Here is a 16,371-nt window from a genome sequence, read left to right on the forward strand (position 1 = left end):
GGGTCAGAGCAAACTTAAATCCTGCTATGTTTCATACTCTCAAGCAATGTCGTTTGGCCGAACAGCCAATGGAGTGCCGGAAAACATTCACCCTGATTTCTGGGGGAGGCACCAACCTACGCGGAGCAACGGTTACAGGCCAGCAAGAAGTGATTGCAGATATCAAAGGCAATTTAAATGTTGAAAGCTTGCAAGACATTAGTCAATTCGACAATAAGCAAATAGGGGGCAGTGCCAGTGTCATGATTGGCTATGGCAGTGCAAGTGCAAGTGGGAGTGCCAGCGGTTCCTATGATAAAACGCATAATGACTATGCTGCGGTAAGTGAGCAGAGTGGCATCTTTGCGGGCAAAGACGGCTTTGATATCAAGGTTAAAAACAATACCGATCTGACAGGGGCTGTGATTGTCAGTAGTAGTGACTCCAACAAACTCAGCACCGGCACGCTCACGCAAAAAGACATCAGCAACCACGCCGAGACCGACGCCATCAGCTTAGGTGGCGGGCTTGATTTTAGTTCGTCAGGCAAAGAGCAAACGTCTCAAACCAAGGGCGCTGATCAATCTAATGTAAGTGCAAGCGCACCGTCTGTAATGGGCGCACAAGAGAGCGACAGTAGCAGCACGAAGAGCGCGATTAGCAAGGGCCAGATCACCCTGACGGATGATGCAAAACAAAAAGAGCTGACCGGCCAAACCGCCGCCGAAACCATCGCCAGCCTGAATCACGACACGGACGGTGCACAGCAAAAACTGGCCAACCACTTTGATTAACAGCAGCTTGCGGAGCAAATGGCTGCGGCCAAAGCGTTGGTTCAGGAAACGGGCCATTTTATGGCTAATCGTGCTGCGGATGCGGATAAAGCCACTGCCGCGCTTGAGCAAGCAAAAGATCAAGGCGCAAGTGATAGCATTCTGAAGCAACTTACTGCAGCCAAAGCCGATGCAGATAAATGGACCCCAGGCGGCGAATACGGCCGCGCCATGACGGTGCTGCAAGTGGCCGTGGGCGGCAATGTCACTGGCGGCATGAGTGGTCTGCTACAAAACGCCACCGTCAGCTATCTGCAAAGCATCGGCGCTGAAAAAATAAAAGCCATCGCCGACAGCTTTCAAGAAAAGAAAGGCACAGAAGATGCCACCAGCGGAACCCTCCGCGCCGCCCTGCACGCCATCGCCTCCTGCGCCGGAGCTGCTGCAACCAGTAGCAACTGCAGCAGCGCCGCCGTGGGAGCGGCTTCCAGTGTAGTTATCAACAACGTCCTGTCTGAAATCGAAAGCACCAACGCAGACAAAATGACGGCTAGTGAAAAGGAGAAACGTAAGAATCTGGTAGGCAGTTTGATTGCGGGGATTGCAGAAGCAACAGGGGGCAATGCAGCTGCAGCGAATAATGCGGCGCAGATTGAGATGGAGAATAATTATCTTAATCCGACTCAGATTGAAGAGAAGTCAAAGGCCCTTGCAAGTGCTAAGTCACCAGATGAGCGTAAAAAAATACAAGATGAGTATGATTTGATAAGTAAAAACCAAAATCAAACGGCTCTGAAGAAATTAATGGCTCAAGAACTGGCCGTGATGACTCCCGTTGAATATTCTCAGTTGTCACTAGAGTTAAAGCAATTAGCTGCAAGCCCTGCATGTGATGCAGGGTGTAAAGCCGATGCAAGTCACGGCTTTGCAACTTTGGATGATTACTTAAGTCGCTATCGTAAGGCAGATGAGCAGAAAAAATTACAACCATTGGTTGATGATGTTGGCAATATAATTTTAATGCTATTGCCCGTTAATAGGGTTATGGGGGTTTTGAAATCGCCAAGTACTTTAATATCAGTATTGAAAGAAGAGGCTTTTGCCGCTAAGTTTAATTTCGCATATAAGAAGGCTCCTGAAGCAAAATTGGAAGTGGATCTTATTGCTGACAAAATAGCTGAAACTTTCGGCGGTCGCGTTGCAAAATCTCCGATTAAATCAAAAGAAAGAGCAATATATAAAATAGAAAATGATTATTTTGGAGATGTTTCAAAAATTAAAGATTTGGCTAGAAATACAATTATTATTGATTCAGATCAGATCAGTAGAGTGACTTCTGATCTAATAAAGAACGGTGCAAATGTTAAAATTGTTAATGGTGCTGATGATTTGCTAGGGTATAGTGGAGTTAATGCTACTGTTAAAACTAAGTCTGGAATTTTTGCTGAAATCCAGGTTAATTCACCTGAAATGATTTTTGCAAAAGAACCAGAGGCTTTAGCAAGGGGGTTGTTGGGTGATCGACTCTATGATTCTATTTCTGCTACTTCAGGAGTGCCTGGTGGTTTGGGGCATAAATTTTATGAGAGATGGAGAGTTTTGGATCAAAATAGCAGTGAAGCAAAAATTATTCAAAAACAAAGCAAGGCTTACTATGAGGCGATAAGGAGTAAAAATGGGCATTGAAAAAGGAGTTACTTTTACTATACGGGATGTTTATATTGATTATGAATATGAAGAGGTAATGTTTCGTTGGGATCATGTTTCTCAAAAGACGTATGTTAAATTCTACGGTGAAAGTGAAAAACATACTCCAGTGGATCATAAAAATAGACTGTTTAATGATGCACTTTTGTCTGGCAATGAAATCAGTAAAGAACAGTATGAAAATGGGAGGGTTCGATGAACTATTTAGATGAAGCAATTTCTTTAGCGTGTTGCGCACATAAGGGACAGGTTGATAAAGCTGGGAGCCCCTATATTTTGCATCCGCTACGATTAATGTTAAAATTTGATGATGAAAATCTAAAAATTATTAGTGTTTTACATGATGTAATCGAAGATAGTAGCGTAACGATTGATGATTTAAGGTGTCTTGGTTTTTCTGACTTAATAGTGCAGGCTATTGACTGTTTATCAAAACGTCCTGATGAAGTATACGAAGATTTTATTTCTAGGGTCTCGATAAATGAGTTGGCTAGGCGAGTTAAAATTGAGGATATTAAAGATAATTTGGATTTAACTAGGCTTTTTTCTTTGGGGGAGAATGATTTTAGTAGGATTAATAAGTATCACAAGGCATTGAATATATTGATAAGTGCTGACCGGCTTCGTTTTAAAAGCAGCAATTAAATTTTGCCGTGCTATAGCCTCCGACCACGATTGGGCGGGTGGGCGCACGGGTTATCTGGATAAGCAATCCACCCAGCAAAATATCAGCAGCATCAGCGCAGGCGGCACGGCCCTTGTGGTGGCGGGTGATCGCCTTAGCCTAGTAGGCACAAATGTGCATGCCGGAAAGGATTTAACCCTGCAAGGCGCCAGCGTACAGATCGAAGCCGTAAAAGAGCGCTTGGCCGGGGACGACCAGCGCGCAGGCAATGATAAGTACGATCGGCATGCGTTTAGTAAGGAAAGCTTACAAGGTGGCAGCATCACGGCGGGCCAAAATCTAAACATTAAAGCAGCAGGCCCTGATGGCAATTTCACTCTGAAAGGCGCAGATCTGCTGGCAGAGAAAGGCCAATTGAGCTTAGCGGCTAAAAAAGATATTGAGCTGGCTTCGATCGACCTAACGCAGACCGATACGCAAGAAACCTACCGCCATAGCCGTGGCTGGTTCTCTAGCTCTACCTCCACCACTTACGACTTTAGCCGAACCACTCAGGCGGTTGGCAATAGCTTGTCTGGCAATAGTATTAATGTCCAGGCAGGCAAGGATATCAAAGTCAACGGGAGTGCCATTGCTGCAACCCAAGACGTGCAATTATTGGCAGGCAACGACGTTAAAATCACCGCAGGCACCAATAGCAGCAAGGATATTCACGATAGAAAAGAAAGCAAATCGGGCCTCTTTAGCGGTGGTGGGTTTGGCTTTACTTACGGCAAGCAAGAGCAACAAACCCATACCGATGCCGATGGCAGTATTCAAAGCCAGAACCGCAGCCTAGTAGGCAGCGAGCAGGGCAAGCTGACGATTCAGGCGGGCAATGCAGTTCAGGTTACTGGCAGTGATCTATCAGCGCTGGCTGGGGATATTGCACTGAAAGGCAAGCAAGTGACGGTAGACCCGGGGCAGGATCGCCATCAAAGCACCGAAACCCAAACCTTTAAACAAAGCGGTATTACCGTGGCGGTGAGCGCGCCCGCGCTGACCATGCTGCAAGCCGCACAAACAGTGGCGGAGTCAGCAAAAACAGCGGGCGAATCCAAAGATAGCCGTGTAAAAGCGCTATCAGTGGGCACGGCTGCACTGGCCGCTAAAAACGGCATTGATGCAGCTAAAGCTGCTGCTGCAGATCCTAAATCGGTAAGCGTAAGCATCACTTATGGCGAGTCGAAATCTGAAAGTACCACCAAAACCAGCAGCATAAGCCACAGCGGCAGCACATTAAATGCCGGTGGCGATATTCAAATCTCGGCGGTGGGTGATAAAGCCAGCCAGCTGAATGTGCTGGGTAGCGAGATCAATGCCAAAGGCAATATCAAGCTGAAATCGGATGGCGATATCAACTTGCAATCGGCGCTGGATGAGAGCGAGCAACACAGCAAAAACAGCAGCTCCAGCTGGGGTGCGGGTGTTGCGATTACCTTTGGGCAAGGCGGCGCCAGCTATGGCGTCACCGCCAACGGCAGCCTGAGCCGTGGCCATGCCGATGGCAAAGATACTGCCCAGCAAAATAGCCATATCAACGCAGGTAAAACCCTGGCGCTGGAATCGGGCAACGACACCCGCATCGAAGGCGCAGTGGTCAGTGGCAATAAAATTGTTGCCGACATCGGCGGCGATTTAAAACTCGCCAGCCGCCAGGACACCAGCCAGTTTGACAGCAAGCAAAGCAGCGTAAGCGCCAGCGTAACAGTGGGTGTGGGCGTATCGGGCAGCGCCAGCATCAGTCAGGACAAAATGAAATCTGACTATGCGGCGGTCACCGAGCAAAGCGGCTTATTTGCAGGCAAAGATGGCTTTGAGATTAAGGTTAAAAACAACACTGATCTAAACGGCGCAGTGATCGCCAGTAAGTCGGACGACAATACCCTCAGCACTGGCACGCTCACGCAAAAAGACATCAATAACCACGCTGAATACAGCGCCAGCAGCATCGGCATTGGCGGTGGCTTTAGCCTAGGCGGTACCGAGAAAAAACCAGAAGACGGCAAAGCCCCAAGCACAGATCAAGCCGCCGCCCCTGCTGGAAATAAACTCTACGACGCAGGCCCAAGTGGCGTCACACCCACTGCGCCCGTCGCACTCAGCGCTGGGGACAATGGCACGAGCACCACCAAAAGTGCCATCGCCACCGCCAAAATTACGATTACCGACGAAGCCAAGCAAAAAGAGCTGACCGGCAAAACCGCCGCAGAAACCATCGCCAGCCTAAGTCGCGACACCGATGGCGCGCAGCAACAACTCACCAACGATTTCAAACCTGAAAAAATCAACGAGCTATTCAGCGCCACCAAAACCTTCCTGCAAGAAGGCAACACCTTTATGGCCAACCGCACGGCTGAGGCGGATGCGGCGAAAAAAGCACTGGCAGAAAACACCGATCCAAATGCAGAAAAAGCCTTAAAAGATAATCTGACCGAAGCCAATAGATGGACACCCGGCGGCGACTACGGCCGCGCCATGACCGCACTGCAAGTTGCCGTGGGTGGCAATGTCAGCGGTGGTGCAACAGGCCTGCTGCAAAACGCCTCTGTGGCTTACCTGCAAAGCTTGGGCGCTGAAAAGATCAAAGAAATAGCCAATAGCTTCCAGACAGTAAAGGGAGAAGAAAACCAAACCAGCCAAAACGTCCGCGCCGCCCTACACGCCATCGCCTCCTGCGCCGGAGCTGCGGCAACGAGCAGCAACTGCAGCAGCGCCGCTGTGGGCGCGGCTTCCAGCGTCGTCATCAATAACGTCCTGTCTGAAATTGAAAACACCAACGCAGATAAGATGACGGCCAGTGAAAAGGAGAAACGTAAGAATCTGGTCGGTTCCATCATCACCGGCATTGTTGCGGCAACAGATGGCAATGCCGCGGCTGCGAATAATGCGGCGCAGATTGAGATGCAGAATAATATGCTGGCTAATGCTCGGCAGATTGATCGCATCAAACAACTGGCAAAAGGGGATAAAAACAAAGAAGTCCGCCTGTTGGCTGCTGCATGCGCACAGCTTAAATGCACCGCTGGTTTGGCTAAAGATGACCCTAATTATTCGATTTATTCCGCTCTTGAATCGTTGGGGAAAACTGATGCGCTCAAAGGGGAGCGTGAATTGCTCGCCAAACAGACGGATCCTGTTCAGTTGGTTTATTTGGGTGGCTCTGCTGAATTGCCAATTTTCGGCCAATACTCCGATCCGATGGCTTGGCAGGATGCGGCTAGTCGAAATCAGCTTGGCACACGGGTCATGGGGAGTGTGCAAGCGGTTGGGGGCGCTGCAGAGATTGTGGGGGCAGTAGGGCTTGCAACAACGTGTGGAACCGTTGTGGGTTGCGTTGCATCAAGTGCCCTCGCTACCTCTGGTGCAGATAATTTGCACACAGGTGTTAAAACAGCTGTCGATGGAAAAGCTACAAATACAGTTGGTGCTCAGATCATTCAGCAAGTGTTGGGGACCAACCCTGAAACGTCTGAGTTGCTTTATGCTGCAATGCAGCTGGGCGCATCGCCATCTGCCGTATCTAAGTTGGAAAAGGCTTTAGATGCAAATCTCGTTGGCAAAGCATGGGAATCGTCCAAGATCCTTAATGCGGGTGAGGTCACAGCATCTGGCAAAGGCTTTATCTCGACGCAACAAATCACCACGCAAGGCGTGCCTGCTGCACTGAATCAGGCAGAATTGACGCAGTTGAGTAAATTGAGTCGTTTGGATACAGGGCAAGCCGGTGCTTTACGCGAAACAGTGGCTGATGCCTATTTCTCACGTAATGGATTTACTGCGCTGGATGGAAAATGTGGGAGCAATTGTTTCGATGGCGTTTATTTCAAAGGCGATCAGGTGATAATTAATGAAGTGAAACCTTTGAATGCGAATAATTCGATCAAATTGACGGGGCCGAATCCGACTACCGCACTGCCACCACAGATGTCGGATCAGTGGATCCGTAGCCGTGCAAATGAGCTTTCAAGATCTGGAGATCCAGCAAAGGCGACGACAGGTAGTGCAATTCTGAAGGCCCTTGATAATGGCACGCTGGTTAAAATGGTATCTGGCGTTGATAGTGTTGGTATGACAATGGTGAAACTGAAATGAACCTCGATATGCGAACTCGTGAGCAGATATTGCTTGATTTATTGAAGCTAGCTGAAAATGAACTCCCAAGACAACTAGACTGGTACGTTAACCGGCACGACAAAGTTAATCGTGGATCCATTTTAAAAGGGATCGCTGAAATGCATGAATGTCGTGCTCTCAAATCTTGGTTTATTAATCATGATTCAGTAACAGTTAGGGAACAACTTTATATAAGTAGCATTTTGTCAGCTGCCGCAAATGCTGCAGGATTTAATCCTGATTTTCGCGATCTTGGCTTACCAGTTGAGGCTTTTGTGCATGCACTTCTTTCTGATAGCCCTGAGTGTATTAACCAGATTGCTCATGCCGGTTTGATGTACAAGGCTGACCCCAAAAGTTATCACTATTACACGCATATGTTGCAATTTCTTTTGCTGGATGAGCATTCGGTCATCAAAGAAATGATTGCTTTGGGTGCAAAAAAATGTGGTAAGCCCTTACGTGAAGAGTTTGTTTCCGGACGAGATTTCTTCTCCTTGTTTCTACGGCAGGACAAACCTGCCCTGGAAGAACATATCGTCAACCTGACTAAAATTAAGTCCGAATTGATTCACCGCGATTTTCTTCACTATTGGGCGGTGCTCTGCACCAAATTGTGCTGGATTAAGGGAATCGAGGTCGTCATTGATCACCCTTTGATACCTATGGCTTTAATGCCGGTGAAGCCTTTGCCGCACTATGAAATCGAATATGATTTTCTGCGCCTAGGCTGGGAACCACCTAAGGATGATTTGCTGCATAAAATTAAACGCTGGCTAAAGTAGTGGAAAGTAGAGATATAGTTTTGTGTAAAGAAATGGCAAGTCTTCTATTTAATGAAGCGCCAGAGGGTTCTTGTAAGATAATTTTAAGAGCGGATTTAAATGTTTCTGGTGATGTTTGTAAGTTTGAGTATGACCATGTTAATGGTGATGGTCAGATTTCTTGGTTTGCGCCTGAATCTGGAGCGTTCTCTCATGAAATCGGGGAGCTATTACTGCAACATCGAGATTTCTTTGTTTCTCAAGGCCAACCTGCCTGGGTGTCGTGTGAATTTATAGTTGATGTTGAAAAAGGGAAGTTTTTTATGAATTTAAAGCATGATTGATTTGTGATCATGAGGCTCTATCACTGGCTGCTGGCAACGACACCCGCATAGAAGGCGCCGTTGTCAGCGGTAGCAAAATCGTTGCTGACATCGGTGGCGATTTAAAACTCGCCAGCCGCCAGGACACCAGCCAGTTTGATAGCAAGCAAAGCAGCGCCAGTGCCAGCGTTACGGCAGGGGCGGGTGTGTCGGGCAGCGCCAGCATCAGTCAGGACAAAATGAAATCTGACTACGCGGCCGTTACCGAGCAAAGTGGCTTGTTTGCAGGCAAAGAAGGCTTTGAGATAAAGGTTAAAAAGAATACTGACCTGAACGGCGCGGTGATCGCCAGCAAATCGGACGACAACACCCTTAGCACCGGTACGCTCACCCAAAAAGACATCAACAACCACGCCGATACAGCGCCAGCAGCATCGGCATTGGCGGTGGCTTTAGCATGGGCGGAACGGATAAAAAGGCAGAAGACGGCAAAAGTGGCGATCAGGCCGCAGCCCCTCCTGGTAGCAAACTCTACGACGCAGGCCCAAGCGGCATCACACCCACGGCGCCCGTCGCCCTTAGCGCTGGGGACAATGGCAGCAGCACCAACAAAAGCGCCATCGCCTCCGCCAACGACGAAGCCAAGCAAAAAGAGCTGACTGGTAAAGTTGCCGCAGAAACCATCGCCAGCCTGAGCCGCGATACCGATGGCGCGCAGCAACAACTCGCCAACGATTTTAAACCTGAAAAAATCAACGAGCTATTCAGCGCCACCAAAACCTTCCTGCAAGAAGGCAACACCTTTATGGCCAACCGCACGGCTGAGGCGGATGCGGAAAAAAGGCACTGGCAGAAAACACAGATCCAAATGCAGAAGTGCAAAACAGTCAGAAGCGGTGATCGGGTACGCCGCAGTTGCGGATGCTGCCCCATGAAACCTAGGCGGGGCCACGGCAGAAGGAGCAATAGATTTCGTTGTAGTGATAGCCTGCGTTAATCAGTTGGAAAATCAGGCTGCTGAGTGTCATTTCACGGCTCCACCAGCGGTTTCTGATGGTGATCACGTCTACGTTTACAGTTGGGTCTTGCACCAGTGTTTCAAGATTGTCGTAAGAAAGGCCGCGCTGGCCGTCGTAGCAGCAGTCTATGATTTTATCCAGCGTGGCTATGCCGGTTAGGCCTTTACAGTGATAGCCTTCAAACTTGGTCAGGTTGTAGTCGTAGCACTCTGCTCCCGCCCCGACTCTTTCTACTACGCCTGCTGGCCGGTTTGCACCACGGCCGCAGTTGTTAAAAGTGGTGGTGAGTGTGTTGCCATGCGGCGCAAAGAAAGAGATTGCGGTGCCTGCGGGCACGGTTAATGTTCTGCTGAAGGTGTTGCCAAACAGCAGCTGCTCACCATGTGCTGTAATCATGGCATCGTTGTGATGCCGGTTGCCATTGTTATCAGAGAAAACATACAGCTGATCATCTAAAGCTTTTTTTTTGCAGGCATGGTGCACTCCGGCCGAGGAGGGGGATGGGCTATGGATTGTTGATCACAATATGGCTAAGCCCAACTTTTAATGGCGTACTACAGCGGCTCCAGAATGTAGGAGGGGTGTAGTTGGCGTGCAGGGCGGGGAAATCAGAAACCAGCTGACGTGACATCATAAAATCTCTGCCGCATTGCACGCGCATGGTCCATGCGCCTGCGCCCACATGCCCGGCAACGGCACCTGCATCTGGCTCATGCCCGTGTACCTGCCACGGCACTCCATCTGTATCTGTCCATGTAAATTTGAAGCCATGCTGTGATCTGGGCTCAAATTCAAAAATATTCTGCAGCCCGGCAGGGATGGCCGCCAGGATGTTGGCGCAGGTTCCACCGCCATCAATCACGCCAGGCGTTAAGGGGTTTACATGCGCTTGTACCAGTAGCTCAAAACCATGTCGTGTTGCTGCGGTGGTTGTTGGCGCCCCACCAGTGGGAACCCATTGGTCTGCTCCAAACAGATCGGCTAAGCCTTCAGGCATTTTATTGTTCCTGCATTGAATGCCCGCATCGATATTGTCTGCAGTGGCGTGTAAGTAGATGATGTGTATTTATTAAGTTTTATTAATTATAATAGTCATAAAATAAAATATTAGAGTAATTATTTGCGGTGAGTCAGGCAGAATGATGGGCTTATTGATTTACTGACGCAGGTTCATTATTTATAAATGAAGTTAAGCGGGCAGGTAGTGCAGATGGCGGAGGCGTTGCGGTGGTTTTTAGGCCGCAGCAGATAAGCGGGGAGGCGTTTGGAATGCTGTTGACGCTGAATCGGTGCAATAAAAAACGGGAAGCCATGGCTTCCCGTTTTGCTTTTTTTAGCGGCTGATTGGCTTGTAACGAATGCGTTTTGGTTTTGCGCCTTCCTCACCCAAACGTTTTTTCTTGTCGGCTTCGTATTCCTGATAGTTGCCGTCAAAGAATTGCCATTTGGAATCGCCTTCACACGCTAGGATGTGCGTAGCAATCCGATCCAGGAACCAGCGATCGTGCGAGATTACCATCACACAACCGGCGAATTCCAACAGCGCGTCTTCCAGTGCGCGCAGGGTTTCGATATCCAGATCGTTGGACGGCTCATCCAGCAGCAAGACATTGCCACCGGCAATCAGTGTTTTGGCTAGATGCAGGCGGCCGCGCTCGCCGCCGGATAATTGGCTGACGATTTTTTGCTGATCCGCGCCCTTAAAATTAAAGCGGCCGATGTAAGCGCGGCTGGATGTTTCGTAGCGGCCTACGGTCAGAATATCGTGGCCGCCGGAAATTACTTCAAAGACGGATTTATTGCCATCGCCCAAGGCTTCGCGGTTTTGATCCACATAGGCCATTTTGGTGGTCGTGCCGATTTTAACCGTGCCGCTGTCGGGTTGCTCAAGGCCTGCCAGCATTTTAAAGAGGGTGGATTTACCCGCGCCGTTTGGCCCGATAATCCCCACAATGGCGCCAGGTGGTACTTTAAAGCTGAGGTCATCAATCAATAAGCGATCGCCAAAGGCTTTGCTGACATTTTCGAATTCCACCACTTCATTACCCAAGCGCTCGGCCACAGGAATAAAGATTTCCTGTGTTTCATTACGCTTTTGATAATCTTGGCTATTGAGCTCTTCAAAGCGGGCAATCCGTGATTTGGATTTGGCCTGACGCGCTTTAGGATTCTGGCGAACCCATTCCAATTCTTTTTTAATGGTTTTTTGGCGGGCTGATTCTTGCGATTCTTCCACTTTCAGGCGGTCTTGCTTTTGATCCAGCCAGCTGGAGTAGTTGCCTTTCCATGGAATACCGTGGCCACGATCCAGCTCTAAAATCCATTCGGCTGCGTTATCAAGGAAGTAGCGATCATGGGTAACGGCCACAACAGTGCCTGGAAAACGGCACAGGAATTGCTCAAGCCAATCTACGGATTCTGCATCCAAGTGGTTGGTTGGCTCGTCCAGCAGCAACATATCTGGCTTGGATAGCAACAGTTTGCAAAGCGCTACACGGCGCTTTTCACCACCAGACAGATTGCCAATGATGGCATCCCATGCCGGCAGGCGCAGCGCATCTGCAGCGATTTCTAACTGCAGCTCGGCATTGTCGCCGGATCCGGCAGAAATAATGGCTTCTAGGCGAGCTTGCTCTTCGGCCAGCGCATCAAAATCAGCATCAGGCTCGGCATAGGCTACATACACGGCTTCTAGCTTGGCTTGGGCTTCAAAAACTTCTCCAAGGCCTGATTCCACTTCTTCGCGCACTGTTTTAAGCGGATCAAGCTGTGGTTCTTGCGGCAGATAGCCAATATTCAGGCCCGGCATCGGCGTGGCTTCGCCAATAATATCTTTATCAATACCGGCCATAATTTTAAGTACGGTCGATTTGCCCGAGCCATTTAAACCTAAAACGCCAATTTTTGCGCCAGGGAAAAAACTCAGTGAGATATCTTTTAAAATTTGGCGCTTAGGCGGGACAATTTTCCCAACGCGATTCATGCTGAAAACATATTGAGCCATTTGTTTTCCTTTTATAAGAGGGTGAATAGGGTGTGGGCAGCGAGCTATTTTCTGCCAATGGGCATAAGCATATCATTCATGCCCAATAAACACCGCTTTGGCAGGTGTTTGGCTGTAAAAATAGAGCCACAGAACGGCGTGAAGTAGCGTGGCCCTAAACAAGGTCAAAGTCAGGGTGTGGTGTAATCCGAGCAGTCGGGCGCTGGCTTATTTGCAATATACGCACGGGTGGCCGGGTCGAAGCGATACAGCCTCTGATAGCTGCACTGGGGATCGGTAACGGTAAGGATGTCGCGCTGGCGAAGGGGGCGCCCAGAAAGCGAATCTTTAGAGCGCGATACAGGCCCCGGAAAAGAGGTTGCCTTACTGCGATAGCGCAGCACCGGCATATCTGCTGCGTATGCTCCCGTCAGGGCAAGGCTAGCGTTAAAGTCATATAAGTCATGGCAGGCTCCTGCACGCTGCTTCATGTTTTGCTCGCTAAAGCACGCCCGGATCATTACGCTGGCGCTCTGCGGCACACTGAGTACCACAAATGGTGCTTGGTCTGGCAAAAAGGCGATGAGGTGCAGGGTGGTGGAGCTCGCTCCGCCGCCAGAATACATGCTGCGCAGCTTTGTCTCCGCGCCTGCCAGAATGCCATCCCCAAAGCGGATCAGCTTTGGCCACAGCTGCAGTGAAGTATCTTCATTTGGGGATAATAGCTCCGCTAAATGATAGCGAGAGTACACCGGATTACGCTGGCCGCCCGTGAGGCTGAATACTTTGCCATCGGCCTCGCCACTGGCGCATGCCTCACCTTCGCAGCCAGGCAGAATTTCAACACAGAGCTCGTCCTGCGTACACGCCCGCATTACTGCCGCTTCAGGCTGGCTGACCTTCAGCGAACTCATGCGTGGCGATGCGGCAAGGGCGGTGGATACTGACAAGAGCAACAGTGTTGCCTGGGGTATAAATTTAAACATGATTAAAACCGGGTAGGGGGGGCTGTGTTTGTAAGGAGCAAAGCCAAGCATTGCGATCGAAATATTGCATAGGTGTAGTCATCACCAGAGTGGAGCATCAGCGCCTATGAATTTTTTGTTTTGAGGTCTAATAACCTGAATTAAACAAGCACTCATTTATTTTCTATCCTAATACCAGATGCCAGCTATCCAGAGTGACTATGGCTGCTGAGGCATTGCTTGGCTTGAAAAGGTTGAGCGTGTTAAAGAGTTTCACTGTGCAATTTAATGTTTGATGTAATCAAGCAGCAAAAGCCGCCTGCAGCACACCCGCCACGGCATTTCAACGTCATGCTATATGGTCACCGATGGGTGGCATTCCTTTAATTTAACTTCTTTATCATCCGCAAAACGGGTATGAATGTAAGTTAATAAAAGGATGTAAAGTGAGCCATTCTGGGCGGCTAGGGCTTGCTCATTCTTGGATATTCAAGACGTAAAAGGGCAGCGATGGCCTGTGCCAATGATGGTGGTTCGCTTAAACAATAGGCAAGGCTTTTTGTTCAAGTACCACCTCATAATGTTCAACAGTTGGGAATGGATTGTAAAAATGGTGGAGCAGCTGCTTCCATTCCTGGTATTGAGGCGAACCACGAAAGCCAACGGTGTGTGCCTCAAGTGTTTGCCAATTGACCAATAAAATATAACGGCTACTATTTTCCACGCAACGTTGCAGCTGATGAGATATATACCCATTCATGCTGGAAATGATCGCGGATGCTCGACGAAAAGCAGTCTCAAACTCAGCTTCTTTGCCCGGAATGACATTAAGAATAGCAACTTCTAACATAGCAATTTCACCTGAAGCATTACGTTTGATTAAGGAGCGGGCGCCGAGAGCGAAGCAAACGGCTTGAGCTAAAAAAGAGTGGCATGCCCTGTTAGCAATGACGCCAATTGAAAAGCAAAGAAAGTCATGTGGCCAAATCATAGCGGCTTTTGAGTTGGCTTTTTGATGCTGATTAACAGATTGAACACCGGGTCAGCACTTTACCCAACGCTTTTGTATACGACCACAGACCAAAACCAGCCATCGGCAGGAAAGTCAGAATCATTCCCACTGCCCGAGGGTTTCCCCAACCTTTAGTGATCAGAATCAGGGCGTGCATGACCCGACCAAGCAAAAGTGACATGCCGCCAGCCCAAAGAATCCAGTGGGGAATGGAGTGCCATCCGGTTGACCGAAAGGTTAGAGCCCATATGCCATTGCCAGAACGTCTGCATTACTTTCCCCCTCAATATCTTTAAAGCTAAGGAATCGGTAGACCGCAACTGCAGGGAGATTATCTCTGCGGACCCGAAGGAAAACTTGGGCGGTGTTTGATATACGAAGTGCCTCCGCAAGCAATAATGCGCATAGGTTCTTACCGATTCCTCTTCCACGCATTGCCGGATCTACAAGGATGCGAATCAAGTTCGTTTTGCCATTGGGGGAAAGCCAAATTTGCCCAAACCCAAGAGCAGAAGCTCCTTCTTCGCTCATAGCAAAGCTGAGGTGGCCCGGAAGCATGAGAATTTTCAGAAAACCCTCATGCGTGATTACTTCACCCTTGACTAGGCCAGGCCAATTTTCTTTGATTGCCCAAGCGCACACATTTTCATATTCATGAGCATGGAGTTCGCGAAGCTTTCTGCTCATAGGGCGACAACTCCTTCGGCTCGCATGTAGACGAGATAGCGCAAATACTCCGGCTTGATTGGGAAAGGGATAGTCATAAATTCCTCTGTAATTGTGTAAGGTTCATTGTAATCTGCAATGATTTCCGTACCGGCGCAACTCAACAGCGCCATCTCTGAAGTAGTAGCTCCGTCATCAAACACATATCTACATGCAATGACCGTGTCGTGATATTCAACGGATACCGACCTAAGCGTTCTCGGAATATTGCCACACAACGCTCGCTGCGCAGACAACCGAAGCTTTACGCCATTGGCGTCTTGAGCGTTATCTACCTTTTGATTCATATTTGCGATGTTCTAAGCGTCTTTAGTGACTTACGTTTAAATTAAGTGGCGCTAATGATGGGTTAGGTATAGAAACGCCCCGCAAGAGATTGACAGGCGGCTAACCCCACTTTTTTAGCCCAAACAATAGCGGCATCAATTTCGGGTTGATGCTTAGCTAATGCTTCTTTAGACCATAGTTCTCTTGATGTACCAATCGGAAGACTATCCGTTTCGGATGCAATTACAACAAAAGCCATAAAGTCAGGGTCGTTTTCTTCGACTGCGGCTTCATGGCGCAAAGATGCCAACTCAATTGCACCTTCAATAAATCCAATCTCACCACTGAGCATGCCAAACGCTACAGTGCCTACGCGCTTGTGAACTGACAAAGCGTAGCTTTCATTTGTGATTACAGCGGACATAAGGGCCTAATGTTGGAGTTGAGCTGGCCGTGGAGACATGGCGTCTGGCCCGTGAAGCGCAGAATGAACATAGGCGTGGCACGGGCTAGGTGCCATGCCGGAGCTCGAACGGCGGGTTAGGCATCACCAAGCGGACTATCTCAGGTGGTTCCAAGCCCTTCTGTTGCTAAAGGATTCGTAGCTTACAGAGGAAATGTACGGCCAGTCCTGCTGACTGTTCTTTGTCAGTCGCGCCCATGCTTCTCTATGGGCATAGAGCAATGGTTCGCACCAGTTGTCTAGACTCTTGGGCATCTGGCCGGGATTTGCTTTGACGTCTTCGTAGTAGGTCTTGCCCATTGCTACGACATAGCATCTTGCATAGAGGAATGCATCGCCCGAATCGCTAGACTCTCCTGCGTTTTGCGCGTAGACCGTTCCGTCAAGTTCGTATAGATACCTGGAGAGTGCTTCTTCAAACTCGAATAGATCTGCTTCGGCAAGAGTTTTGAAGTGCTTAGCAAGGGGCAGAAGCGCTTGGTCTTCGCGTCCTTCAGCTAGCTTCTGTGAGTTGATTCGGGAAATGAGATTCCAGAACACCTTTTCATCCATCTGCGATCCTCAATGGTCAATTGCTGTCGGCCTCAGTTCCCAGTGGAAGCGCACGAGC

The 16,371-nt window shown here is 49.0% G+C and carries 17 protein-coding genes; 8 read left to right on the plus strand and 9 right to left on the minus strand.

Annotated elements, in window-relative coordinates; translation table 11 throughout:
- Nucleotides 1–53: 53 nt before the first annotated feature.
- Genes DYD62_RS10865 through DYD62_RS10900 form a run of 8 tightly spaced genes read left to right on the plus strand, consistent with a single transcriptional unit; the run spans nt 54 to nt 8,985 of the window.
- On the plus strand, nt 54–773 hold the full coding sequence (locus tag DYD62_RS10865; protein WP_172476492.1) for a hemagglutinin repeat-containing protein: 720 nt from the start codon (nt 54–56) through the stop codon (nt 771–773).
- 18 nt (nt 774–791) lie between these two features.
- Nucleotides 792–2,438 carry a VENN motif pre-toxin domain-containing protein gene (locus tag DYD62_RS10870; RefSeq protein WP_115227353.1) on the plus strand — a complete coding sequence of 549 codons (1,647 nt, stop codon included), beginning with the start codon at nt 792–794 and terminating at the stop codon, nt 2,436–2,438.
- Nucleotides 2,428–2,658: a hypothetical protein gene (locus DYD62_RS10875; protein ID WP_115227354.1), complete on the plus strand. Its 231-nt coding sequence runs from the start codon at nt 2,428–2,430 to the stop codon at nt 2,656–2,658. The genes DYD62_RS10870 and DYD62_RS10875 overlap by 11 nt, the downstream gene beginning before the upstream one ends.
- A complete protein-coding gene (locus DYD62_RS10880; RefSeq protein WP_115227355.1) occupies nt 2,655–3,104 on the plus strand; it encodes a GTP pyrophosphokinase in 450 nt (149 codons plus the stop codon). The genes DYD62_RS10875 and DYD62_RS10880 overlap by 4 nt, the downstream gene beginning before the upstream one ends.
- Entirely contained in the window at nt 3,070–7,218 is a 4,149-nt protein-coding gene (locus DYD62_RS10885; RefSeq protein ID WP_115227356.1) for a hemagglutinin repeat-containing protein, read from the plus strand. Before DYD62_RS10880 ends, DYD62_RS10885 begins: the two co-directional genes overlap by 35 nt.
- The gene (locus DYD62_RS10890; protein WP_115227357.1) at nt 7,215–8,024 is read left to right on the plus strand and encodes an Imm49 family immunity protein; all 810 of its coding nucleotides are present in this window, start codon (nt 7,215–7,217) and stop codon (nt 8,022–8,024) included. The genes DYD62_RS10885 and DYD62_RS10890 overlap by 4 nt, the downstream gene beginning before the upstream one ends.
- A complete protein-coding gene (locus tag DYD62_RS10895) occupies nt 8,024–8,347 on the plus strand; it encodes a hypothetical protein (protein WP_115227358.1) in 324 nt (107 codons plus the stop codon). Before DYD62_RS10890 ends, DYD62_RS10895 begins: the two co-directional genes overlap by 1 nt.
- The gene (locus DYD62_RS10900; RefSeq protein WP_115227359.1) at nt 8,344–8,985 is read left to right on the plus strand and encodes a hemagglutinin repeat-containing protein; all 642 of its coding nucleotides are present in this window, start codon (nt 8,344–8,346) and stop codon (nt 8,983–8,985) included. Before DYD62_RS10895 ends, DYD62_RS10900 begins: the two co-directional genes overlap by 4 nt.
- Before the next feature lie 279 nt (nt 8,986–9,264).
- Here DYD62_RS10900 and DYD62_RS10910 read toward each other — a convergent pair whose 3' ends face one another.
- The 9 genes from DYD62_RS10910 to DYD62_RS10955 all read right to left on the minus strand — a co-directional run bounded on the left by DYD62_RS10910 (nt 9,265) and on the right by DYD62_RS10955 (nt 16,313).
- Complete coding sequence (locus tag DYD62_RS10910) at nt 9,265–9,741, minus strand: putative adhesin (protein WP_132038648.1); 477 nt, start codon at nt 9,739–9,741, stop codon at nt 9,265–9,267.
- 109 nt (nt 9,742–9,850) lie between these two features.
- A complete protein-coding gene (locus DYD62_RS10915; protein WP_115227362.1) occupies nt 9,851–10,342 on the minus strand; it encodes a polymorphic toxin type 30 domain-containing protein in 492 nt (163 codons plus the stop codon).
- A 336-nt stretch (nt 10,343–10,678) separates the two neighbouring features.
- The gene (gene ettA / locus DYD62_RS10920; RefSeq protein ID WP_115227363.1) at nt 10,679–12,349 is read right to left on the minus strand and encodes an energy-dependent translational throttle protein EttA; all 1,671 of its coding nucleotides are present in this window, start codon (nt 12,347–12,349) and stop codon (nt 10,679–10,681) included.
- 170 nt (nt 12,350–12,519) lie between these two features.
- On the minus strand, nt 12,520–13,314 hold the full coding sequence (locus tag DYD62_RS10925) for a hypothetical protein (RefSeq protein WP_132038647.1): 795 nt from the start codon (nt 13,312–13,314) through the stop codon (nt 12,520–12,522).
- Nucleotides 13,315–13,831: 517 nt separating this feature from the next.
- A complete protein-coding gene (locus tag DYD62_RS10930) occupies nt 13,832–14,284 on the minus strand; it encodes an antibiotic biosynthesis monooxygenase family protein (protein WP_233702905.1) in 453 nt (150 codons plus the stop codon).
- Between the two features lie 258 nt (nt 14,285–14,542).
- Complete coding sequence (locus tag DYD62_RS10940; protein ID WP_115227366.1) at nt 14,543–14,992, minus strand: GNAT family N-acetyltransferase; 450 nt, start codon at nt 14,990–14,992, stop codon at nt 14,543–14,545.
- Nucleotides 14,989–15,318: a MafI2 family immunity protein gene (locus tag DYD62_RS10945; protein WP_115227367.1), complete on the minus strand. Its 330-nt coding sequence runs from the start codon at nt 15,316–15,318 to the stop codon at nt 14,989–14,991. The genes DYD62_RS10940 and DYD62_RS10945 overlap by 4 nt, the downstream gene beginning before the upstream one ends.
- A gap of 62 nt (nt 15,319–15,380) precedes the next feature.
- Nucleotides 15,381–15,722, minus strand: coding sequence for a DUF2489 domain-containing protein (locus tag DYD62_RS10950; protein WP_115227368.1), 342 nt, complete (start codon nt 15,720–15,722; stop codon nt 15,381–15,383).
- A gap of 135 nt (nt 15,723–15,857) precedes the next feature.
- The gene (locus DYD62_RS10955; protein WP_115227369.1) at nt 15,858–16,313 is read right to left on the minus strand and encodes a DUF4240 domain-containing protein; all 456 of its coding nucleotides are present in this window, start codon (nt 16,311–16,313) and stop codon (nt 15,858–15,860) included.
- Between the last annotated feature and the right edge of the window lie 58 nt (nt 16,314–16,371).

The sequence above is a fragment of the Iodobacter fluviatilis genome (assembly GCF_900451195.1).
Taxonomy (GTDB): Bacteria; Pseudomonadota; Gammaproteobacteria; order Burkholderiales; family Chitinibacteraceae; genus Iodobacter; species Iodobacter fluviatilis.

Coding starts and splice junctions, on each gene's coding strand:
- DYD62_RS10950 (WP_115227368.1), bottom strand. CDS start 15,722: ATGTCCGCTGTAATCACAAATGAAAGCTACGCTTTGTCAGTTCACAAG.
- DYD62_RS10925 (WP_132038647.1), bottom strand. CDS start 13,314: ATGTTTAAATTTATACCCCAGGCAACACTGTTGCTCTTGTCAGTATCC.
- DYD62_RS10890 (WP_115227357.1), top strand. CDS start 7,215: ATGAACCTCGATATGCGAACTCGTGAGCAGATATTGCTTGATTTATTG.
- DYD62_RS10945 (WP_115227367.1), bottom strand. CDS start 15,318: ATGAATCAAAAGGTAGATAACGCTCAAGACGCCAATGGCGTAAAGCTT.
- DYD62_RS10930 (WP_233702905.1), bottom strand. CDS start 14,284: ATGATTTGGCCACATGACTTTCTTTGCTTTTCAATTGGCGTCATTGCT.
- DYD62_RS10910 (WP_132038648.1), bottom strand. CDS start 9,741: ATGATTACAGCACATGGTGAGCAGCTGCTGTTTGGCAACACCTTCAGC.
- DYD62_RS10870 (WP_115227353.1), top strand. CDS start 792: ATGGCTGCGGCCAAAGCGTTGGTTCAGGAAACGGGCCATTTTATGGCT.
- ettA (WP_115227363.1), bottom strand. CDS start 12,349: ATGGCTCAATATGTTTTCAGCATGAATCGCGTTGGGAAAATTGTCCCG.
- DYD62_RS10880 (WP_115227355.1), top strand. CDS start 2,655: ATGAACTATTTAGATGAAGCAATTTCTTTAGCGTGTTGCGCACATAAG.
- DYD62_RS10875 (WP_115227354.1), top strand. CDS start 2,428: ATGGGCATTGAAAAAGGAGTTACTTTTACTATACGGGATGTTTATATT.
- DYD62_RS10955 (WP_115227369.1), bottom strand. CDS start 16,313: ATGGATGAAAAGGTGTTCTGGAATCTCATTTCCCGAATCAACTCACAG.
- DYD62_RS10915 (WP_115227362.1), bottom strand. CDS start 10,342: ATGCCTGAAGGCTTAGCCGATCTGTTTGGAGCAGACCAATGGGTTCCC.
- DYD62_RS10940 (WP_115227366.1), bottom strand. CDS start 14,992: ATGAGCAGAAAGCTTCGCGAACTCCATGCTCATGAATATGAAAATGTG.